The sequence below is a fragment of the Mycobacterium sp. E787 genome (assembly GCF_001668725.1).
In the GTDB taxonomy this organism is placed as follows: Bacteria; Actinomycetota; Actinomycetes; order Mycobacteriales; family Mycobacteriaceae; genus Mycobacterium.
In genome coordinates this window covers 16,205-38,027 of sequence record NZ_LZKL01000118.1, presented here as the reverse complement: position 1 = coordinate 38,027, position 21,823 = coordinate 16,205, and the positions used below count along the sequence as shown (strand labels likewise).

Below are 21,823 nucleotides of genomic sequence, written 5' to 3'. Positions count from 1 at the left end.
GGGCACATTTCTCCTCGCCTGGGCATCCTCATCGTTTGCCGGGCCCCGGTGCCGCAATAGAGACGAAAGTCATCAATGACCGGCCGGTCGTCCCGACGGTCGCGTCGGGCCCAATGACGTGGGGCAGGGGACCAAGGACCCTGGCGTCGATGTGCGCGCATGCCGGAGGGTGAGCGCATGACCCGAACGACGGTGGACACCGGCGTGATCACTAGCGCGGTGGAACTCGCGTGCCGTGCTCCGTCCCTGCACAACATCCAGCCGTGGCACTGGGTTGCGGGCGGCACGAGCGTCGACCTGTTCGTCGACCCGCGTCGAACGGTCACCGCGACCGACACCTCGGGTCGCGAGGCGATCATCAGCTGTGGCGCGGCGCTCGATCACTTCCGGGTGGCGATGGCCGCGGCGGGGTGGGCGACCGACGTCGATCGCTTTCCCAACCCGAACAACCTCGACCACCTCGCCGCTACCGACTTCGCCCCGGTCGACGACGTGACGCAGGCACGGCGCGATCGCGCCGACGCGATACTTCATCGCCGGACCAACCGCCTGCCGTTTCGCGCCCCGAGGCACTGGGGCACGTTCGAACCGGTCTTGCGGAGCTCGTTCGACAAGGACGCGGTGTTCCTCGACGTGCTGACCGAGGCGGCCAGGCCGCAGTTGGCCGATGCGTCCCGGCTCACCGACGCCCTGCGCCGCTACGACGATTCCTATCAGCATGAATTGCTGTGGTGGACATCGCCGTTGCGGGAGCAGGAGGGCATCCCCGACAGCGCGCTCGTCTCGCAGTCGGATGCCCGGCGGGTCGACGTCAACCGCCGGTTCCCCGTTGATCCGTCGGACGAGCGCAGCTCCGCGGGCACCTACGACGAGGCGAAGATTCTCGTGCTGTCCACCCCGCAGGACACCCGCGCCGACGCCCTGCGTTGCGGCGAGGCACTTTCGGCGATCCTGCTGGAGTGCACGATGGCCGGGCTGGCCACCTGCCCGGTCACGCACCTCACGGAACTGGTGTCCAGCCGGGACGTCATCGTCGACCTCACGGCCCGTCCGGCGTCGGTACCTCAGGTTCTGATCAGGGTCGGCATCGAACCCGAGGGCGAACCGGCCCCCAAGCCGACCCCGCGGCGGCCGATGCGGGAAGTGCTGGAGATTCGGCGATGAAGGCCGAAGCCGGGGACTGGCTGGTGATCAAGGGCGGCACGGTCGGGCGCCGCGACCTGCGCGGGCTGATCACCGCGGTGCATTCGCCGGAGGGCGAGCCGCCGTTTCGGGTTCGATGGCTCGACACCGACGAAGAGGCGACCGTGTTTCCGGGCCCGGACGCGATCGTCGTCACCGCCGCCGAGCAGAGGGCCGCCGACGAGCGCGCGCGGTCTCGGATCGCCGCGGTCCAGGCGGCGATCCACCGAGCGGACCGCGGCTGAAATGACTCCCGTGCCAAGCGGTCCGCCGTTGCTGACCGACGGCGACGTCGACACGCTCGCGTGGCAATTCCTGCACTCGCCCTACGCCGACGACGACTATGCCGACTGGCCGCTGGATCGGCGCCTCGACGGCTTCCTGCGCCGGCAGGGACTGGACCGCCTCGTGGAAGACGGCGACACCTACGACCTCATCCTCGACCGGGTGATGGCCTACATCGCCGCTCGCGCCTGATCGCGCTTTTGGGCACCGAAATCGACGCGAGCGCGCGGCCCACTCGACGTTTTCGCGCCGGCGTCGATCTCGATGCGGGGAGCCGACGAACGGCCCGCAACGCCGGGACTTCCGTCCCTACCGCCCGTCACGGCCGGCTGGTCGGATGGAGCTGTCAAACGCTGTCACAGCCAGTCATCCCGAGTTCCAGGAGACGCCCATGAGCACCCTTTCTGTTCGGCGCCGGCCGAGGTCGCTCTTCCCCGAGGCCACCTACGACAAGGGCATCCTCACTGTCTCCGTGGGCGTTTCGGCGGCGAAGCCGGCCGAACGGCGCGTCCAGGTCCGCTCGGCCGAATCGACCGCACCATGACCAGGGCAGCTGACGCCACCCGTCGCTCGCCGCGGCGCGTATTCCGCGACCGCCGCGAGGCCGGTCGTGTGCTGGCATCCCTTCTCGGCGCCTACCGCGACCGGGGGGACGTGATCGTGCTGGGCCTGGCGCGGGGCGGGGTCCCCGTCGCGTGGGAGGTGGCGGCCGCCCTGCACGCCCCCCTCGACGCGTTCATCGTGCGCAAGCTCGGCGCCCCCGGCCACGAGGAGTTCGCGGTCGGCGCGCTGGCGAGCGGGGGCCGCGTCGTCGTCAACGACGACGTGGTGCGCGGCCTGCGGATCACGCCGCAGGAACTGCGCGCGATCGCCGAACGCGAAGGCCGCGAGCTCATCCGCCGCGAGGCCGCCTACCGCGACGGGCGCCCGCCCATCGAGGTGGCCGGCAAGACGGTGATCCTGGTCGACGACGGATTGGCCACCGGCGCAAGCATGTTCGCGGCGGTGCAGGCCCTGCGGGAGGCCGAGCCGGCTCACATCGTGATCGCCGTGCCCGCGGCGCCCGAGTCGACCTGCCGCGAATTCGCCGCCCTCGTCGACGATGTGGTGTGCGCGTCGATGCCGACCCCGTTCCTCGCGGTGGGGGAGTCGTTCTGGGATTTCCGCCAGGTCACCGACGACGAGGTTCGACAATTGCTGTCCACCCCGACCACCGAGGCCTCCGTGAGCCGGCCCGCGGCGTCGACACCGGCCGAGGTGGTCCGCGCCGTGGCCATCGACGCGCCGCAGGGCCTGCCGCCGCGGGAAACGCTGGAGGAGCTCATCGGCGACGCGCGGGTGGTGCTGATCGGCGAAAGCTCGCACGGCACGCACGAGTTCTACGAGGCGCGGGCCGCCATCACCAAATGGCTGATCGAGGAGAAGGGCTTCGGCGCCGTGGCGGCCGAGGCCGACTGGCCCGACGCCTACCGCGTCAATCGCTACGTGCGCGGCCTCGGCGACGACAAGAGCGCCGATGAGGCCCTGAGCGGATTCGAGCGCTTCCCGGCCTGGATGTGGCGCAACACGGTCGTCGGCGATTTCGTCGACTGGCTGCGCGCCCACAACCGGTTGCACGAGTCGGACGGCCGGCAGGCCGGCTTCTACGGGCTGGACCTGTACAGCCTGCACCGGTCGATCGGCGAGGTGATCGCCTACCTGGACAAGATCGACCCGAAGGCCGCCGTGCGGGCGCGCGAACGGTACGGCTGCTTCGACCACACCTCGGCCGATGATGGTCAGGCGTACGGCTTTTCGGCTGCATTCGGCGCCGGCCCGTCGTGCGAGACGGAGGCGATCGAGCAGCTGGTCGAGATCCAGCGCAACGCGCTGGCCTACGCGCGCCGGGACGGGCTGCTGGCCGAGGACGAACTGTTCTACGCCGAGCAGAACGCCCAGACGGTGCGCAACGCGGAGGTGTACTACCGCGCGATGTTCAGCGGGCGGGTCACGTCGTGGAACCTGCGCGACAAGCACATGGCGCAGACGCTCGAGGCGCTGCTGAACCATCTGGATCGCCATAGCGATACGCCGTCGGCCCGAATAGTGGTGTGGGCACACAACTCCCACGTCGGGGACGCGCGGGCGACCGAGGTCTGGCAGGACGGCCAGCTCACCCTGGGGCAGCTCGCCCGCCAGCGGTACGGTGACGACTCGCGCCTCATCGGGTTCAGCACGTACTCCGGCACCGTCACCGCCGCCAGCGACTGGGGCGGGGTCGCCGAGCGCAAGGTGGTGCGTCCGGCGCTGGGCGGCAGCATCGAGGAACTGTTGCACGAGACCGGCAGGAGCGCGTTCTTCGTGTCGGCGCTCATCAGCCCCGAGGCCGCCGACCCGCTCAGCGCGGTGCGGTTGGGCCGTGCCATCGGGGTCATCTACCGGCCCGAAACGGAACGGCAGAGCCACTACTTCCACGTCCGGCCGGCCGACCAGTTCGACGCGATGATCCACATCGACCAGACCCGAGCGCTCGAGCCGCTGGAGGTGACGAGCCTGTGGATCGCCGGCGAGACGCCCGAGACGTATCCCACCGGCCTGTGACCGCGGCGCCGACGACGGGAGCGATCGTGCGGACGCCCACCAGCCGTCCGCAGATCGTCACGTTGACCATGAACCCGGCGCTCGACATCACCACGAGCGTCGACGTCGTGCGCCCGACCGATAAATTGCGCTGCGCCGCAACCCGTTACGACCCGGGGGGCGGCGGCATCAACGTCGCACACGTCGCCTCCGTGCTCGGCGGGTCGGTGTTGGCGGTCTTTCCGGCGGGCGGGTCGACCGGTGGGCTGATCGCGAAGCTGCTCAGCGACGAAGGCGTGCCGTTCTGGCAGGTCCCGATCGCCGCGGCGACGCGGGAAAGCTTCACCGTCAACGAGAGCAGCAGCGGCGAGCAGTACCGGTTCGTGCTGCCGGGGCCGCAGCTGACGTTGCGCGAACAGGCGCGCTGCCTCGAGCAACTGCGGACGGTGGCGAAGTCGGCCGAATTCGTGGTGGCCAGTGGCAGCCTGCCGCCGGGTGTGACCGCCGACTTCTATCAGCGGGTCGCCGACATGTGCCGGCAACTGGGCGTCCGCCTCGTCCTGGACACCTCCGGCGGCGGCCTGCAGCACGTCTCCTCCGGGGTGTTCTTGCTCAAGGCGAGCGTGCGGGAACTGCGGGAATGCGTGGGCCGCCCGCTGGTCACCGAAGCCGAGCAGCTCGAGGCCGCACGCGAGCTCGTCGACAGCGGTCGCGCGGAAGCTGTGCTGGTGTCGCTGGGACATCACGGCGCGCTGCTCGTGACGGGCCATGGCGCCCAGCGCTTCTCGGCGATTCCGATGCCGGGCGGTAGCGGTGTGGGGGCCGGCGACGCGATGGTCGCCGCGATCACCGTCGGACTGTGCCGCGGCTGGCCGCTGGTCAAGGCCGTTCGGTTGGGGATCGCCGCCGGAGCGGCGATGCTGACGACGCCCGGAACGGCCGCCTGCGGCCGGGCGGAAGTGGAGAAGCTGTTCGCGCGCACGGCCGAACCGTGCGACGTCGCGATTGACGAACGGCTTCACAGATAAGGCCAAACGACCCCTGTCCGGCGAGTGGCGGCGCAATAGCCTGACATCAGGAGTCGAACCAGTCAGGAGCCGACATGAACCAGCTGGACGCCAAGTCGGTGGTCGTGGGCATCAACGGCTCACCCGCCGCGGTGAACGCTGCCAAGTGGACGATCGAGGAGGCGCTGAGCCGGCAGCTGCCGCTGCGCCTCGTCTACGTCGTCGCTCGCCGCGGGGCGGAAACCGGTTCGGCGCCCATCTCCGAGTGGGAACTCGAGCGCGCCGAAACGGCGCTCGCCCAAGCGGAGTGCGCCGTGCAGCGCGCGAAAAAGCCGGTCGAGGTCGAAACGGCAATCCTGTCGGGCGATCCCGGGCAGGTGCTGATCGACGAATCCCAGCACGCCGCGCTGATCTGCGTCGGCACCTCCCGGCGGGGTTGGGCGTCCGACGGATTGCTCGGGCCCACGGCCACCGCGTTGGTGGCCGATGCGCAATGCCCGGTCGCGATCATCCGCACCAACCCGGACGGCACGCCGACCGAGCTCGGGGTGATCGCCGTGGTGCTCAACGACGAGCCGGACAACGACGAGGTGGTGCACGAGGCCATGGAACAGGGCCGGCGCCGCCACGCCACCGTGCGCCAGATCGATCGGCGGCTGAACAGTTGGGTCCGGCGCTACCCGGACGTGCACGTCCAGACCGTCGCGGCGGGCACCGGGGTGCACACCGGCGAAAAGCACGGTGGCGCAATCGGATTGGCGGTGGTGGGCAGCGCCGACGCCGCCGAGATCGCCGGGCTGGCCACCCCGAACTGCCATCCGATCGTGGGTTACCCCGACTGTTCCGTGCTGGTCGTCCGCCACTAGAGCCCGGGCAACGTCCATGACAGGGCTGGCCATGCCGAGGTCGATCGTGGTGGGCATCGACGGCTCGAAGGCGGCGGTCGGGGCGGCGCTCTGGGCGGTTGACGAGGCCGTGAGCCGTGACGCGCCCCTGCGCCTGCTCTGCGCGGCCGAGCGGGGTGACGCCGACGCCGCGCAAACGTCGCTTCGCCGCGCGGGCAAGGCGATCGAGGCCGCGGGCAAGGCCGTCAAGACCGAAACCGAAGTCGTGTCGGGCCCGGCGATCGGGTCTTTGATCGGCGCGTCGGCGTCGGCCGCCATGGTGTGCGTCGGCGCGGTCGGGTTGCGGCACTTCCAGCCCGGCCGGGTCGGTTCGGTCGCCGCCGCGCTGGCGATCTCCGCGCGGTGCCCCGTCGCGATCGTTCGGGCCCGCGACGGCCGCCCCCCCGGGGATTCGATCGTCGTCGAGCTGGACGGCTCGCCCGACAATGGTGTCCTGCTGGGCGCCGCCATCGAGGAGGCCCGGCTGCGCAACGCCGCCCTCCGGGCGATCATCTGCCGTCCGCCCGCGCCGGACGACAGGGGGCTGCCCGAGGGCGAGCGCCGGGCGCTGGCCGACCTGGACCGCCGGCTCGCGCGGTGGAAGCGCCGCTACCCGGAGCTGCGGGTCGAGTCGCTGGCGGTGCACGGCGGCCTGCTCGGATACCTCGCGTTGCGCCGGTCCGTCGGGCTGGTGGTGGTCGGCGCGCGCAACCGTCAGCGGGTGGACGAACTCGTCGGGCCTTCCGGCAGCGCCGTGTTGCACGGCGCCGACTGCTCGGTGCTGGTCGTCAATCAGCAACACCTGTGAGCCCGGGCGGGGACGGACCCAGGCGAGGACGGAATTGTGGGATATTTGAGTCGATGGCTTCATGACTGTCGCCTCATCCGTCCAGCAGAAAGAATTCGTCATGGTCAAGGTCTTCCTCGTCGACGACCACGAAGTCGTTCGGCGCGGCCTCGCCGACCTGCTTGCATCGGATCCGGAGCTGGAAATCGTCGGCGAAGCCGGTTCCGTATCGGAGGCCAAAGCGAGAATCCCGGCGCTGCGGCCCGACGTCGCCGTCCTCGACGTGCGCCTTCCCGACGGAAACGGCATCGAACTGTGCCGCGACCTGGTGTCCGACATTCCGGACCTGCGGTGCCTGATGCTGACGTCGTTCACCTCCGACGAGGCGATGCTCGAGGCGATCCTGGCCGGCGCCAGCGGTTACGTCGTCAAAGACATCAAAGGGATGGAGCTGGCCCACGCGATCAAAGAGGTCGGCGCCGGTAAGTCCCTGCTGGACAACCGGGCTGCCGCGGCGTTGATGGCGAAGCTGCGCGGCACGGCGGAACGCGAAGACCCGCTGTCCGGGCTCACCGAGCAGGAGCGCACCCTGCTCGGGCTGCTCAGCGAAGGGTTGACCAACCGGCAGATCGCCGCCCGGATGTTCCTCGCCGAGAAGACGGTGAAGAACTACGTCTCACGTTTGCTGGCCAAATTGGGCATGGAGCGGCGGACGCAGGCCGCGGTGTTTGCCTCCAAGCTGGACCAGGGGTCGGGCCGCTCCACGGAGGCGCCGCCCGGCTGATGCTGGCGCGGCCGAGGCGCCCATAGGGTTTGCTGCTGGCCGCGCTCTTGCGCGCCGGCGGCCACTCGGCGCCGAGCCGTTGATGTTGGGTGCCAGACCCACGAAGGGCTAAGCTGACCGCAGGCATCTCGCGTCGCTCACTTCGAACGCATCGGCTTGCCCGACGTAAGCTGCCCCATCGCTGAAGGCGTCGTGGAGGTACAGGTCGGGTGGCCAGCGACGAACGCGGCTCGGCGTTTGCCGGGCTGGGCCAACGCGAGCTGGTCAGCAGGATGCACGCCCAGCTCGACGAGTTGCTGGCTGCCCGCGACCAGATGGAGCACCTGCTCCGCGTCTTCGTGGACATCAGTGGTGACGTCGGTGACCTCGACGCGACGTTGCACCGGATCATCGCCGCCGCCAGGGAGCTGACGTCCGCCCCGTACGGCGCGCTGGCCATCCGCGACCCCGACGGCAACCTGCTCAGGTTCATCCACGAGGGGATGGACCCCGACACCGTCAAACGGATCGGGCACCTGCCCGTCGGCAAGGGGCTGTTGAGCCTGTCGCTGCTCGACACGCCGGCGCTGCGCGTGGACGATCTGACCGCCCACCCGGCGGCCGTGGGGTTTCCCGAGCACCACCCGCCCATGCGGGGATTTCTCGCTGTGCCGATCACGATCCGCGGCATGGTCTTCGGCAACATCTACCTGACCCACGTGGACCCGGGGCGGGTGTTCTCCGAGTCCGACGAGGTCGCCGCCCGCGCGCTGGCGTTCGCAGCCGCGGCCACCATCGACAACGCGCGGCTGTTCGAGCGCGAGCGGTTGTCGGTGAAGTGGATGGAGGCCAGCCGCGAGATCACCACCGCCCTGCTGTCCAGCGCCCAGCCGCACCGGCGCCCGATGCAGCTGATCGCCGAAAGCGCGCGGATCCTGACCGGCGCCGAACAGGCGATCGTGCTGGTGCCCGCCGACTCGGACGCGCCCGACGACGAAACCGACACGCTGGTGGTCTCCGCAGCGGTGGGGTTGCACGCCGAGGAGGTGATGGGCCGGCGGGTTCCGGTGGACAAGTCCAGCAGCGGCGAGGTCTTCCGCACCGGCAAACCGCTGATCACCGAGTCGTTGCGCTACCCGATCCAGGCCTTCACCGACGTCGGCCAGCGCCCCGCGATCCTGATGCCGCTGCGCGCCGACGAACGGGTAGCGGGCGTGATCGCGATCGCCCGCGCCGCCGACCAGCCGCCGTTCGACGAGAGCTACCTCGACCTGGTCAGCGATTTCGCCACCCACGCCGCGATGGCGCTGGTCCTGGCGTCGGCCCGCGACGACTCGCGCCAGCTGACCATCATCGCCGAGCGCGAGCGCATCGCGCACGATCTGCACGACCACGTCATCCAGCGGTTGTTCGCCGCGGGAATGGACCTGCAGGGCACGCTGGCCCGGACGCGTTCGCCGGAGGTGGCCGAGCGGCTCAACCGCACCCTCGACGACCTGCAGACCATCATCGAGGAGATCCGCACGACCATCTTCCAGCTGAAATCCCCGTTGGGGAAGAACGGCGACTTCCGGCAGCGGATCCAGCAGGTGGTCGCCGACCTGACCGAAAATCGCGAGATCGTCACGACGATGCGCCTGCACGGACCGATGACCGCCGTGGGAGGTGGGCTTGCCGAGCACGCCGAAGCGGTCGCCGCGGAGGCCGTCAGCAACGCGCTACGGCACTCCGGTGCGTCGCGACTGACCGTCGAGGTGGAGGTCGCCGACATGTTCATCCTCGACGTGACCGACAACGGTTGCGGCATCCCCGCCGGTAACTCGCGCCACAGCGGCCTGGCCAACATGAAACACCGGGCCGAGCAGCTCGGCGGCAGCTGCGAGATCAGCAATCCGCTGGAGGGCGGCACCCGGGTGCACTGGGTCGCCCCGCTGACCGACCAGTAACCGGGCCGCGCGGCCGGGACCAAATCCGCCGCTTAGGGGTCCAACGGCCCCTGCCCAACCGCCCCCGCGACGAATAACGTCGGTGATCATGGGCGACCAAGGGGTGGAATTCGCGGCTGCGGCGTCGCTGCTCGACGGGCGGGTGGTGTCGTTGCGCCGGCTGGGCGCCGATGACGCAGCGGCCGTGCTGGCGCTGCACCAGCATCTCTCCGACCACGACCGGTACTTCCGGTTCTTCACGCTGCAGCCGGTCGAGCTGGCCGACCTCGTCGACAAGCTGACCGAGCCGCCCGACGGGATATGTGCGCTCGGCGCGTTCGACGGCGACCGGCTGATCGGCGTGGCCCACTATGTCCTCGTCGAAGAGGAGCCGAAGGCCGCCGAGTTCGCCGTCGTCGTCGCGCATGAAGACCATTCGCTGGGCGTGGGGACGGCACTGCTCAAGCAGCTGGGCCGGGTGGCCCGGCTGCACGGGATCGGGCGGTTCGTCGCCGACGTCCTGGGCGAGAATCACCTCATGCTGATGGTGGTGTACGACCTGGGCTGGCGTTGTGAGCCGGCGGGCTACGGATCGGTGCGTCACCTGGAGATCGAGCTGCCCGACATGAGCGACGAGGATGCGAAATGTCAGACGTGACAACGAAATTCGGAGTGCTGGTGTGCGTCGACGGGTCGACGGCATCCGACACCGCCGTGGCCTGGGGAGCGCGCGAGGCCATCATGCGCAAGCTGCCCATCACGTTGATGCACGCCGTAGAGCCGGTGGTCGTCGGCTGGCCGGAGGGTCGACTGTATGCCGAGATGCCCGACTGGCAGCGCGACGACGCCCAGCGCGTCATCGATCAGGCCCGCAAGGCGCTGAGCGCGTGCGTGGCAGGGGCCGCGCCGCCCGAAATACGCACGGAGGTGGTCTATTCCGGCGTGGTGCGGGCCCTCGCCGAAGCCTCTAAGGACGCCTGGGTGATCGTTGCCGGCAGCCAGGGCCTGGGTGCGTTGGGTCGCCTGCTGCTGGGCTCGGTCACGACCGGACTCATTCACTACGCGCACTGCCCGGTCGCGGTCATCCACTCCAGCGAGGGTCCGGCCCCCGACGCCGCCGCACCCGTCCTGCTGGGCGTCGACGGATCGCCCGCGTCGGAAGCCGCGACCGCACTGGCCTTCGACGAGGCCTCGCGCCGCGGGGTGGGGTTGCGCGCGCTGCACGTGTGGAGCGACGTCGGGGTGTTCCCCATCCTCGGGATGGACTGGCGCGACCGGGAGCGCGAGGGGCAGGAGATCCTCGCCGAACGCCTCGCCGGCTGGCAGGAACAGTATCCCGATGTGCACGTCGAGCGATTGCTGTTCTGCGACAAGCCGTCCCGGTGGCTGCTGCAGGAGTCCGAACGCGCCCAACTCGTCGTGGTCGGTAGTCGCGGGCGCGGGGGATTTCCCGGGATGCTGCTGGGATCGGTGAGTTCCGCGGTGGCGCAATCGGCACGCGTTCCGGTGATCGTGGTCCGTTAGGAGAACAAATGATCGAACTGTTGGAGGACATGCCGCCGGGGGTGACCGGCATCCGCGTGTCGGGCCGGTTGCGGGGGGACGAGCTTCGCCACTTCAGGCCCGCGATCGAAGAGATGCTGAACGCCGGCGAGGTCAGGATCGTGGAGGTGATCGCGTCGGACTACGAGGGCTTCGGGGTCGGAGGATTCGCCGAGGACATCAAGCTGGGGTTCGGCATGGTCTTCTCGCATCATTCGGCGTTCAAGCGGATCGCGATCGTGTCCGACAAGGACTGGGTCGGTCATGTCCTGCATGCGCTGGCTTGGATGATCCCCGGCGAGGTCGCCGTGTTCGGGCTGGACGAGCTCGACCGGGCCAAGGAGTGGGCCGCCGGCTAGGCCGGGCGGCGATCGCGAGCGCGGCGAAGCCGGGCGAAGTCGGGTCGCCGCCAATAGGCCGGGCGGCGATCGCGAGCGCGGCGAAGCCGGGCGAAGTCGGGTCGCCGCCAATAGGCCGGACGCCTCCGTCAGCTGCGCACGACGAGCACCGAGCATCCGGCGTAACCGGAGAGGTTCGGGCCGGTTGAGCCCACCATCCGGGCCACCTTGTCCGCGTCCTCGCTGCCCACCACCGTGAGTTGCACGGATTCCTCTGTGTGGGCGAGGAACTCGGCGGGACCGCGCCGCGCGGCGGCGGGCATGACGTGAACCTCGGGATACCGCGACACCCAGGGTCCCAGCCGCTGCTCCAGCTGGCGGTACGGGATCTCGCCCAACCCCCACCGCCACACGCCCAGCGCCAGGATCGGGGCCCGGCGCAGCCGCGCCTCGCGGAAGCCGTGCTCGAGCACCGCGTCGTTGGCCGGCGAATCGTCGACGACGACGGCGACCCATCCGGGGTCCGATTTCCGGCCGCTGCTACGAACGATGGCCACCGGGCATTGCCCTTTGCGGGCAACGGCATCGGCGGTCGAGCCGAGTATCTTTCGGGCGATGCGGCCGATGCCCACCGAGCCCACGCACACCAGCGCCGCGCGCCGTGATTCGTCGACCAGGATGCCCTCCGGCGACCCGCGCACGATGTCGCATTCGACCTTGACCGGCTGGCCCGCGGCCTGCAGCGCGGCGTCGGCGTCGCGCAGGGACGCCTGGGCGTACCCGAACTCCATGCTGTCGTCGTCGGTTCCATCGACGGGTCGGTCAGGGATGGCATGAACCAACCGCAGCGGGACATTCCGGCTGATCGCCTCCGCGATCGCCCACTTGGCCGCGTTGATCGCCGCCTGTGAGCCATCGATACCTACGACGATCCGCGCGGGTGGCTGCGGCTGATTCATGATTCCTCCCGATCCGAACGGCCGGTGCGATCCCCAGGGCCGTTATCCAACGACGTTATCGGCGGGCGACGGCGTGTCAGGAGGGCCGTTGGACCCCCATTTCGGGAAATTGGTCCTTGCGGGCTCGGCCGGCCGGGCGTCATGCGACCTCGATACTGTGCCCGGGCAACAGCTGCTGCACGCGGCCGCGGCACTCGACCGTGATGGCTCGGGCGTTGCCGGACTCGGACGTCAGAACGCCGGTCAGTCCGGTGATCCTCAGATGAACCCGCTGGCTGCGATAGACGAAGGGGAACTCGATGGGGCCGAGCGCCTCGGGCCAGTGCGGGGCGAGCACCAACCGGTCGTCGCGAGTTTCCAGGCCGGTGAAGCACCGTTGCAGCAGGTCGACGCTGCCCGCCATGGCCGCCAGGTGTATCCCTTCCGACGTGGTGCCGCCCTGGATGTCGACGACGTCGGAGCTGAGCACCTGCACAAAGTACCGCATGGCGTGGTGCCGGTGCGCGCGAGTGAGCACCCACGAATGCACGATCGCGGACAGCGTCGATCCGTCCGAGGTCCGCGACAGGTAGTAGTCGATGGTCTTGGGAATCTGCTCCGGCGCGAAGCGGTAGCCGAGCCGGCCGAACAGGCCCAGCAATTCCTCCGACGACAGCAGGTAGAACAGCATCAGCGCGTCGGCTTGTTTGGACGCCTTGTAGTTGTTGACGCTGTCGTTCTCGGCTTCCAGGATGCGATCGAGTCGCTGGATGTTGCCGTAGCGCTGCCGGTAGGCGTCCCAATCCAGTTCGTCCAGTTCGGAATAGCCCTCGAACTGGCTGATCACGCCGTCGTGGAATGGGACGAACATCCGCCGCGTCACGTGATCCCACCGAGCGAGCTCGTCGGTCGTGAGGCCCACCTTGCCGACCAGGTCGAGCCGGTCGCGCAGCGGCAGCAGGTCCAGGGCGTCCATCGCCCGCATGATCACCCAGACCGCCAGCACGTTGGTGTATGCGTTGTTGTCGATCCCGTCGTACTCCTTGCCGGGATAACCGGAATGGAACTCGTCGGGGCCGATGATCCCCCGGATCGTGTAGCGCCCGCGGGTGTCATCGAAGGTGGCCAAACCCACCCAGAATCGGGCGATCTCGACCAGCATCTCGGCGCCGTAGTCGCCGAGCCATTGGCGGTCACCGGTCACCTGGTAGTGCTGCCACGCGTTGTACGCGATGGCGAGGCCGACGTGGTGTGCGCGCGCACTGGCGTCCGGGTTCCACCGGCCGGACTGCGGATTGAGGTGCACCTCCTGGCTCACCTCGCGCCCGTCGCTGCCCGATTGCCACGGGTACATCGCGCCGAGATACCCGGCCCGCCGCGCGGCGCGGCGCGCCTCGGGCAGCCGCCGGTACCGGTAGAGCAGCAGCGAACGGGCGACGTTCGGCAGGCGCAGGCTCAGCACAGGGGAGACGAACAAGGCGTCCCAGAAGACGTGGCCGCGATAGGCTTCGCCGTGCAGCCCCCGCGCCGGCACCCCGGCGTCGAGTTCGGCGGTGTGCGGCGAAATCGTCTGCAGCACATGCAATAAATGCAGCCGCAGGACGCGCAGCATCAGCGTGTTGTCGGCAATGCCGATGTTGCACTGCTCCCAGAGCCGGTCCCACGCCCGGGCGTGCTGCCGGTGCAGGTCGGCGTAGCGGCCGGCGGCGTCGAGGTATTGCTGTGCGGCGCTTGCCGGTTCGGAGATGGCGGTGTCGCGGCCGGTGAAGAAGGTCGCGACCTTCTCGCACGTGACCGACTGGCCCGCCGACAGAGTGACCGCGATGTTGTGACCGCCGCGGTCGCCGTCGACCACGACGGCGTACTGGGCGTCCGCCCTGGCGTCCTCGCGCCACAGGGTGGTGCGGGCCGCGACCGCGATCGAGATGTTCGACTGCGATGTTTCCGTGCGCAACAGCACGGAGTCGGGCGCTATTTCGTCTATCACGGTCCCGGTCAGGTGTGCGCTGGACAACGACCGGTAGCGCTCGACCATGGTGTTTTCCACGCTGCCGTCCAGCAGGGAGCTGAACTCGATTGTGCCCGACCAGTTCTCGGCGCTGACGGTGGTCCGCATGGCCAGGAGGTGGGGCTGGTGCATGGATGCGAAGCGCTGCTGGGCGAGCGTCGTGATCTGACCCGATCCGTCCCGGAATCGCAGCGTGCGGGTCAGCGTCGCATGACGCAGATCGAACGTCTGCCGGTAGGACAATATTTCGGCTTTCGAGAAGGCTTCGTCGACGTGAAACCACGGCCCGCCGTTGATCCGGAACGTCAGCGACAGCCAGTTGGGCAGGTTGACCAGGCTTTCGTTCTCGATGGTGCGGCCCGCGACCCGATCCGCCAGGGTGTTGTATATGCCGGCGGCGTAGGTGCCCGGGTAATGGGCGTCGGACGCGGCCGCCTCGGGTGCGCAGCCCCGGGTCGCGATGTAGCCGTTGCCGACGGTGCACAGCGCCTCGCGCAGCCGCTCGTACTGCGGGTCATAGCCCTCGTACACGAGCTCCCAGGCGTCGTCGGCTTTCGATGAGACGGATTCCAGGTCTTTGGCCAGTCGGCCGACGAATTCGGCTACGGCCGACGGGCTTTCGAGGCTGAACAGCGCGGCGGACTCGCGATCACCGTCGTCGTCATGGCGCACCACGATTCCGACGCCGTCGAATTGGACCGCGTCGAACGCGTCCTCGTCGGTGATGTCGTCGCCGACATAAAGCGGCAACACGGTGCCCGAGTCGGCGTCGCTGCCCAAGATGCGCTGCAGGAGCCAGTTGAGCGTGGTGCCGGCGTCCCCGTCCATGTTGGGGCGAAGCTGGATGACTTTGCGGCCGGGGGTGACCCGGAGCCCCTCGGAGCGGCCGAGCTCGCGGGCGGTCCTGATCACCCGGTCGACGTTGAAGGGATTGGCGTGGCGATAGTGAACCGCGATACTAAAGCGCTTGCGCTCCACCACTATTCCCGAGATATCGCTCAGCGTCTCCGCCAAGCGCTCGGCGGCGCGTGCCAGGGCGCGGGTGGCGGCGGCGGCCGCCGCGTTCTCCTGAGTGGTGCCGTCCGGCGCCGTCAATTCGAGGCCGTGGCTGCCCGCGTACCACACCCCGTCGACCCCGACCCGGCCGCGGACATCGCTGACATCGCGGCCGCTGACCACCGCCACCGGGCAGCGCGCGGCGAGCGCGCGCAGCGCGTCGTCGGCACCCGCGACGAGCGACGCCGAGTCCGGGTGATCGACGATCTCGGACAGCGTGCCGTCGAAGTCGAGGAAGACTACCGGTCGCCGGTTTGCGACCAGTTCCTTCACCTGCCCGTAGGCCTGCATTGCGTCGGTGATCTTCGACATGGCCGCCCCACCGCTGCGCACCGAGATCCCGGCCAGGTCGGCGATCACGGTGTCGGCGCCGCACGACAGCAACTCGTCGGCGTCGCCGTTGCGCGTAATCCCGATGACGAGGCCCATGCCCAGGTCCGCGCCGGCCTTGATGCCGGCCGGGTCGTGGTCGATGAGGACGCAACGCACCGGGCGCACCCCCAGGCGGTTGGCCGTGTGCGCCGCGTCGCCGTCCACAACGCCCACCAGGTCGTCAATTCCGGCGGCGCGCAGGAGCTGCGCGCAGTCCCGGACAGGCGAGTGTACGGCCGTCGCGACGCCTGCATCCCGCAACCGGCGCAGCAGCGGGACGGTCGAATCGCGCGCCTCGACCCCATCGTCCGCGGTCTCGGAGACGACGCTGTCCAGGCCGAGGAGCACCGCGTCGTGGTAGCGCCTGTCGATGGTGGCGGGCCATTCGGTCACATCTGTGACGATGCCACCTCGCGGCCCCGGTCAACGGGGCCTGATGTCCACGGGTTTGGGGACTAAAGCCTCATGATCGACGACCGTTCGGCCAATAGCGTTTTCACCCGTATAGGGAGGAAAACTATGTCCACACCCATCAACCGGCACGGCATCGTCGTCGGAGTCGACGGATCGCCGGCCTCCGGCGCCGCCGTCTGCTGGGCCGCCCGCGACGCGGCGATGCGGAACGTCCCGCTGACCCTGGTCCACATGTACAGCACCTACGTGCCGACCTTTCCCCAGATACCGCTTCCGGCGGGGGTCACGGTATGGCAGGAACAGGACGGCCAACAGGCCCTCGAGCAGGCGATCAAGATCGCCGAGGACGCGGTCAAGGGGGACCAGAAGATTTCCATCAGCAGCGAACTGAAGTGTTCACCGCCGGTGGCGACGCTGGTGGAGCTGTCCGAAGAGGCCGAGATGGTGGTCGTCGGCAGCAACGGGCGCGGGGCGGTGGGCCGGCTGCTGCTGGGGTCGGTCAGCACCGGCGTGGTTCAGCACGCGAAGTGCCCGGTGGCGGTCATCCGGGACGAGGATCCGTTGATGCCGCGCCCGCAGCAGGCCCCCGTGCTGGTGGGCATAGACGGCTCGCCCGCGTCCGAGCTTGCGACGGCGATCGCCTTCGACGAGGCGTCCCGCCGCGGGGTCGACCTGCAGGCGCTGCACGCGTGGAGCGACGTTCAGGTGCTCGAAATGCCCGGATTCGACTGGGCCGTCGTGAAAGCCGAAGCCGAGCGCAGCCTGGCCGAACGCCTGGCCGGCTGGCAGGAACGCTACCCCGACGTCACGGTGCACCGGCTCCTCGTCTGCGATCGGCCGGCCCGCCAGCTGATCGAGAAATCGGAGTCCGCGCAATTGGTCGTCGTCGGCAGTCACGGCCGCGGCGGCATCGCCCGGACGCTGCTGGGTTCCGTCAGCAACGCCGTCGTGCACTCGGTCCGGATGCCGGTGATCGTGGCCCGGCCGTCGTAGGGGTTGGCACAAATACCCCCGGCGACGGACGCTGGGTCGGTGACCGACACTGCGGTGCCATACATCGAGGTACACGAAACCCACACGGGAATGGTCGTGCTGGCCGGTGACCGGGCCTTCAAGGCGAAAAAGCCGGTGCTGACCGACTTTCTCGACTTTCGGGCGCCGGAGCAGCGCGAGCGGGCCTGCCGGCGTGAGGTCGAGCTGAACAGCCGGCTGTCGCCCGACAGCTACCTCGGGGTCGCCCACCTCAGCGACCCGGCCGGCGGACCGGCCGAACCGATCGTCGTCATGCGTCGCTACCGCGACGAGGATCGGCTGGCGTCGATCGTGCGGCGCGGCGCCGGCGAGCCCGTTGCGGGCCTGCTGGACGCCATCGCCGCCGTGCTGGCGCGGTTTCACCAGGGCGCCGAGCGAGGCCCGGCGATCGACGCCGAGGGCGAGCCCGGCGCGATCGACCGCCGCTGGCGGGACAACCTCGCCGAACTCGACCGCTACGCGGGCACGCTGCCGCCCGAGTCCCTGTCGCGGGTGCGGCACCTCGCCGCCGAATTCCTCGCGGGCCGCGGGCCGCTGTTCGGGCGGCGCATCGAGGAGGGGCTCATCGTCGACGGCCATGGCGACCTGCTCGCCGACGACATCTTCTGCGTCCCGGGCGGACCCGCGCTGCTGGATTGTCTGGAGTTCGACGACAAACTCCGCTACGTCGACTGCGTCGACGACGCCGCCTTCCTCGCGATGGATCTTCAGTTCCTGGGCCGCAAGGACCTTGGCGAGCACTTCCTGCAGCGCTACGCCGCGCACTCGGCGCGCGCCGTGCCGCCGGCGCTCGCGCATTTCTACATCGCCTACCGCGCCGGTGTCCGGGCGAAGGTCGACTGCGTGCGGCTGTCACAGGGCAAGCCCGAGGCGGCCGGCGACGCCGGCCGGCACCTCGCCATCGCCGTCGAGCAGCTGGAAGCCGCGCGGGTGCGCCTGGCGCTGGTCGGCGGCAACCCCGGTACCGGCAAGTCCACCGTCGCCCGGGCCCTCGCTGAACGGACTGGGGCGCAGGTGATCTCCACCGACGACGTGCGGCGGGAGCTGCGGGATGCGCGCGCCATCACCGGGGACGCCGGCCTGCTGAACGAGGGACTGTACAGCCCGGGCAACGTCGAAGCCGTCTACGAGGCCGCCCTGCGGCGGGCGCGCCCGCTGCTCGCCGAGGGGCACTCGGTGATCCTCGACGGCACCTGGCGGGATCCGCGGATGCGCGCCGAGGCCCGTCGCCTCGCGTCCGAAACACATTCGGCGACGGTCGAACTGCGGTGCGAGGCGGCGACCGACACGGCCGCCGGCCGCATCACCACCAGGCCGCCCGGCAACTCCGAAGTAACCCGGGAGATCGCGGCGGTGTTGGCCGCCCAGCAACGCGGCTGGGAGACCGCGCACCGGATCGACACCTCCGGGTCCGCCGAGGACTCGGCGCGACAGGCCCTCGGCGTCTGGCGCTCCCCCTTGGAGCCCAACGCCCCGGTCGTTCGGGACTAACGGCCCTGTCAGCCCGGCGAGCCGAATTCTTAGTGTCGACTTGCAGAGGCTAGTTGAGGTGGTTGACATGCTGGTGAAGGCGCCGGACTCCGAGGCCATCCGGGACGCAGTGATGTTGGCGAGCCGGGCCCCCTCGCTGCACAACAGTCAGCCCTGGCGGTGGGTGGTCGAGGGCGCGCGCCTGCAGCTGTGGGCCGATCCCCGGCGCCTGATGCACGCGACCGACCGCACGGGACGGGAATTGATCTTGAGCTGCGGAGCGGTGCTCGACCACCTCAGGGTCGCCATGGCGGCCGCCGGCTGGGACTCCGTGACCACCCGCCTTCCGGTTGCCTCGGAACCGGACCTGCTGGCCGCCGTCGAGTTCCGGCCGGTCGATGTCGTGACGGACGCGCAGCGGCAACGGGCCGCCGCGATCGGGCGGCGGCGCACGGATCGGTTGCCGTTCGCCGTCCCGCGGAGGTGGGCGTCGGTGGAGACGGCGCTGCGCCGCGCGGTTCTGCCCTATCAGGTGTTGCTGGACGTGGTGGCCGACGATGCGCGGCCAACCCTGGCCGAGGCATCACACCTGATCGAGCAGCTGCGCCGCTTCGACACGTCCTACATATCCGAGTTGCGCTGGTGGACATCCCCGTTCGAGTCGGACGCCACCCACGTCCCGGACGGCGCTTTGGTGTCCGGCGCGGAAGCCGCGACGGTGGACATCGCGCGCACCTTCCCCCCGGCCGGCGTGGACCCGCACCGCTCGGGAGTCGACCACGACCGCTCCAAGATCGTGGTGCTCTCCACGCTGCACGATGACTCTCGGCTGGACGTGCTGCGCTGCGGGGAGGCGCTGTCGGCGGTGTTGCTCGAGTGCACCGTGGCCGGGATGGCCACCTGCACCTTGACCCACATGACCGAGATGGCCATGAGCCGAGACACCATCAGGCAGCTCACCGGGACCGAAGGAACGCCGCAGCTGCTGATCCGGGTCGGCGAATCGACGCTGAACGGCCCCCCCGTCGAATCCACCGCCCGGCGGCTGGTGACCGAGGTCCTGGAGTTTCGCAGGTGACGGGCGGCCCGCACCGAACAAGGAGGTGTCGCCGATGACTCGGCATTGGCTGGTGATGGAGACCGCCGCGGAGGGTGCCCCCGCCCCGTTCGTCGCCCGGGTGGCCGGCGCCGGCCGGCAGCTGCCCGAGACCCGGCTCACCACAGACGAATTGATGGCTAGCACCCGCCACCGCACCCACATCGACCTGGAGCGGTTGACCGGGATCCGCGAGCGCCGCGTCTCCGTGGGCGACGAGGACTCCTACAGCCTGGCCACCTCGGCGGCGCTGAACTGCCTGGCCACCGCGCAGCAGGACCCGGCGGCGCTCGAGGTGGTGATCAGCTGCAGCATCACGAAATTCCGCGGCGGGCTCACCCAATGGCTGGAGCCGACGATGAGCTCCGCGGTGGCCCACGCGATCGGGGCGCCGCAGGCGATGACGTTCGACGTGTCGAACGCCTGCGCCGGAATGCTCACGGGTGTAACGATTCTGAACAACTGGATCCGACAGGGGATCGTCGAGCGGGGGCTGGTCGTCAGCGGTGAGTACATCTCGCAGCTGGGCCACAACGCGGCCCGCCACATTCGCAACATCATGAGCAAGGAGCTCGCTTGCCTCACCCTCGGTGACGCCGGCGCGGCGTTGCTGCTCGAGCGGGCTCCCGTGGGCTCGGCGGGGATCAGCCTCGCCGGCTTCACCACGGTGGCGGACTACAGCCGGCTCTGCCTGGCATACCCGGAGGGCCACGATCCAGGCGCGCGCATGTTCACCAACTCCCGCGCCATCCAGAAGGCCGCGATCGCCAACACCCCGCTGCTGTTGAGCGAAGTGCTTGATACCGTGGGTCTTTCGATCCACGACATCGACCACGTGATCACCCATCAGACCTCGGCGCGTGCCATCCGCAAGGGCATGGCCCGCATGTCGGAGGCGTTCGGCGACAGCCCGCGGCACGACGCCGTGATCACCGTCGACCGCTACGGCAACACGGCGTCGACCACCCATACCGTGGCGCTGGTCGAAGAACTCGAGGCCGGGCGCATCGAGCCGGGGGAGACGGTCGCGCTGCTCGCGCTGGCCTCGGGATTGGAGATCGGCGTGGTCTTGCTGACCCTGGACGAGGATCTGGTGAACCGCTATGGGCACAGTCATTGATCGAGTCGACCTCGCGCACCCGCGGCTGCGCGGCCGGCACAGCGCGCTGCGGTTGGCGGTAACCGCCGCGAAGGACTGCCTGCAGCGGGCCGGATGTGACCCGGACGAACTGGATCTGGTTGTCAACGCCGGGATCTACCGCGACCGCAACCTGGGGGAGCCGGCGCTGGCCGCGCTGATCCAGGACGACATCGGGGCCAATCCCGAGGATCCGCACGCGGGCGCGCACGGCACCTTCTCCTTCGACGTCGCCAACGGCTCCTGCGGGGTGTTGACCGCTCTGCACATCGTCGACGGGTTCCTGCGGACACACAGCGTCCACCGTGCGCTGATCGTGGCCAGCGACGCCGACCCGGGTCACGGGATGAGCGAGCACTTCCCGTTCTCGGCGGCCGGCGCCGCGGTGCTGTGCCGGTGGACCGACGACGACCACGGCCTGAGCCGGGTGTCGTGGGTCAACACCGACGAACCCGAGACCTTCTCCGCCACAGTGGGGTTCGCCGATGCGCGGAACGTCTTGCGGTTCAACCAGTCGCAGGACGTCGATGAGCGATTCGCCGCGGCGGCCGCGGCGGCGGCACGCGCCTGCCTGGATGCCCAGTCGGCGAGCCTGGCGGACATCGACGTGATCGTCGCCGCACCGGCCCGGCCCGGGTATCGCGCCGCGCTGAGCGAGGCGCTCGGGGTGCCGGTCGAAAAGGTCCGCGTCGCAGAGGATTCGCGCGTGCACACGGCCGCGCTGGCGGCGGCGTTCGAGCCGGAGGCCGAACGGCTGCCTGCGGGCGCGCGGGTGCTGCTGGTCGCCGCGGGCGCGGGCGTCACCGCCGGTGCGGCGCTGTATCGCCAGCCGGAGCGGGTCTGAGGTCTTGCGGCTTTGCGTGTGCGTTCAGGGCTTTGCGTGTGCGCACAGGGCTTTGCGTGTGCGCACAGGGTGGTTCCCATCGGCGTGTCGCCGCCGTGAGCGCACACGCAACGCCCAGCAGTCACACGCAACGCCCAGCAGTCACACGCAACGCCCAGCAGTCACACGCAACGCCCAGCATTC

General features: G+C 69.7%; 19 protein-coding genes and 1 pseudogene. 18 read left to right on the top strand and 2 right to left on the bottom strand.

What is annotated here, in order from left to right; all coding sequences use genetic code 11:
- Positions 1-177: 177 nt before the first annotated feature.
- From A5705_RS22690 to A5705_RS22630, 13 genes and pseudogenes are all read left to right on the top strand, one after another.
- Entirely contained in the window at positions 178-1,164 is a 987-nt protein-coding gene (locus tag A5705_RS22690) for a nitroreductase family protein (RefSeq protein WP_067883141.1), read from the top strand.
- Complete coding sequence (locus A5705_RS22685; protein ID WP_067883142.1) at positions 1,161-1,427, top strand: DUF1918 domain-containing protein; 267 nt, start codon at positions 1,161-1,163, stop codon at positions 1,425-1,427. The genes A5705_RS22690 and A5705_RS22685 overlap by 4 nt, the downstream gene beginning before the upstream one ends.
- 1 nt (position 1,428) lies before the next feature.
- Positions 1,429-1,659, top strand: a complete 231-nt coding sequence (locus tag A5705_RS22680) for a hypothetical protein (RefSeq protein WP_067883143.1) — start codon at positions 1,429-1,431, stop codon at positions 1,657-1,659.
- 244 nt (positions 1,660-1,903) lie between these two features.
- Positions 1,904-2,011: pseudogene (locus A5705_RS27960) on the top strand (Hsp20/alpha crystallin family protein); the annotation flags it as partial.
- The gene (locus A5705_RS22670) at positions 2,008-4,047 is read left to right on the top strand and encodes an erythromycin esterase family protein (RefSeq protein ID WP_067883539.1); all 2,040 of its coding nucleotides are present in this window, start codon (positions 2,008-2,010) and stop codon (positions 4,045-4,047) included. The pseudogene A5705_RS27960 and the gene A5705_RS22670, both read left to right, overlap by 4 nt.
- Before the next feature lie 23 nt (positions 4,048-4,070).
- Positions 4,071-5,054, top strand: coding sequence for a 1-phosphofructokinase family hexose kinase (locus A5705_RS22665; protein WP_255400524.1), 984 nt, complete (start codon positions 4,071-4,073; stop codon positions 5,052-5,054).
- A gap of 74 nt (positions 5,055-5,128) precedes the next feature.
- Positions 5,129-5,899 carry a universal stress protein gene (locus tag A5705_RS22660; RefSeq protein WP_067883538.1) on the top strand — a complete coding sequence of 257 codons (771 nt, stop codon included), beginning with the start codon at positions 5,129-5,131 and terminating at the stop codon, positions 5,897-5,899.
- A 16-nt stretch (positions 5,900-5,915) separates the two neighbouring features.
- Positions 5,916-6,725 (top strand): universal stress protein, encoded by an 810-nt coding sequence (locus A5705_RS22655; protein ID WP_068280191.1) that lies wholly within the window; start codon positions 5,916-5,918, stop codon positions 6,723-6,725.
- A 100-nt stretch (positions 6,726-6,825) separates the two neighbouring features.
- On the top strand, positions 6,826-7,488 hold the full coding sequence (locus A5705_RS22650; RefSeq protein WP_067883564.1) for a response regulator transcription factor: 663 nt from the start codon (positions 6,826-6,828) through the stop codon (positions 7,486-7,488).
- A gap of 272 nt (positions 7,489-7,760) precedes the next feature.
- On the top strand, positions 7,761-9,413 hold the full coding sequence (locus A5705_RS22645; protein WP_197517068.1) for a GAF domain-containing protein: 1,653 nt from the start codon (positions 7,761-7,763) through the stop codon (positions 9,411-9,413).
- An 88-nt stretch (positions 9,414-9,501) separates the two neighbouring features.
- The gene (locus A5705_RS22640; protein WP_067883563.1) at positions 9,502-10,050 is read left to right on the top strand and encodes a GNAT family N-acetyltransferase; all 549 of its coding nucleotides are present in this window, start codon (positions 9,502-9,504) and stop codon (positions 10,048-10,050) included.
- On the top strand, positions 10,038-10,916 hold the full coding sequence (locus tag A5705_RS22635; RefSeq protein ID WP_067883535.1) for a universal stress protein: 879 nt from the start codon (positions 10,038-10,040) through the stop codon (positions 10,914-10,916). Before A5705_RS22640 ends, A5705_RS22635 begins: the two co-directional genes overlap by 13 nt.
- A gap of 8 nt (positions 10,917-10,924) precedes the next feature.
- Entirely contained in the window at positions 10,925-11,293 is a 369-nt protein-coding gene (locus A5705_RS22630) for an STAS/SEC14 domain-containing protein (RefSeq protein WP_067883534.1), read from the top strand.
- A gap of 128 nt (positions 11,294-11,421) precedes the next feature.
- On the opposite strand, the gene A5705_RS22625 is transcribed toward A5705_RS22630, so the two are convergent.
- Both A5705_RS22625 and otsB read right to left on the bottom strand, forming a co-directional pair.
- The gene (locus A5705_RS22625) at positions 11,422-12,231 is read right to left on the bottom strand and encodes a universal stress protein (protein ID WP_067883533.1); all 810 of its coding nucleotides are present in this window, start codon (positions 12,229-12,231) and stop codon (positions 11,422-11,424) included.
- A 139-nt stretch (positions 12,232-12,370) separates the two neighbouring features.
- Positions 12,371-16,039, bottom strand: coding sequence for a trehalose-phosphatase (gene otsB, locus A5705_RS22620; RefSeq protein WP_067883532.1), 3,669 nt, complete (start codon positions 16,037-16,039; stop codon positions 12,371-12,373).
- Positions 16,040-16,165: 126 nt separating this feature from the next.
- On the opposite strand from otsB, the gene A5705_RS27955 reads away from it, so the two are divergent.
- The 5 genes from A5705_RS27955 (at position 16,166) to A5705_RS22595 (ending at position 21,640) form a co-directional block, all read left to right on the top strand.
- A complete protein-coding gene (locus A5705_RS27955) occupies positions 16,166-17,053 on the top strand; it encodes a universal stress protein (RefSeq protein WP_067883531.1) in 888 nt (295 codons plus the stop codon).
- A 90-nt stretch (positions 17,054-17,143) separates the two neighbouring features.
- Complete coding sequence (locus A5705_RS27950) at positions 17,144-18,583, top strand: bifunctional aminoglycoside phosphotransferase/ATP-binding protein (RefSeq protein WP_068280221.1); 1,440 nt, start codon at positions 17,144-17,146, stop codon at positions 18,581-18,583.
- 67 nt (positions 18,584-18,650) lie between these two features.
- A complete protein-coding gene (locus A5705_RS22605) occupies positions 18,651-19,640 on the top strand; it encodes an NAD(P)H nitroreductase (protein ID WP_067883530.1) in 990 nt (329 codons plus the stop codon).
- Positions 19,641-19,674: 34 nt separating this feature from the next.
- Complete coding sequence (locus A5705_RS22600) at positions 19,675-20,778, top strand: 3-oxoacyl-ACP synthase III family protein (RefSeq protein ID WP_067883529.1); 1,104 nt, start codon at positions 19,675-19,677, stop codon at positions 20,776-20,778.
- Positions 20,762-21,640 (top strand): 3-oxoacyl-[acyl-carrier-protein] synthase III C-terminal domain-containing protein, encoded by an 879-nt coding sequence (locus A5705_RS22595; protein ID WP_067883528.1) that lies wholly within the window; start codon positions 20,762-20,764, stop codon positions 21,638-21,640. The genes A5705_RS22600 and A5705_RS22595 overlap by 17 nt, the downstream gene beginning before the upstream one ends.
- Positions 21,641-21,823: the final 183 nt, after the last annotated feature.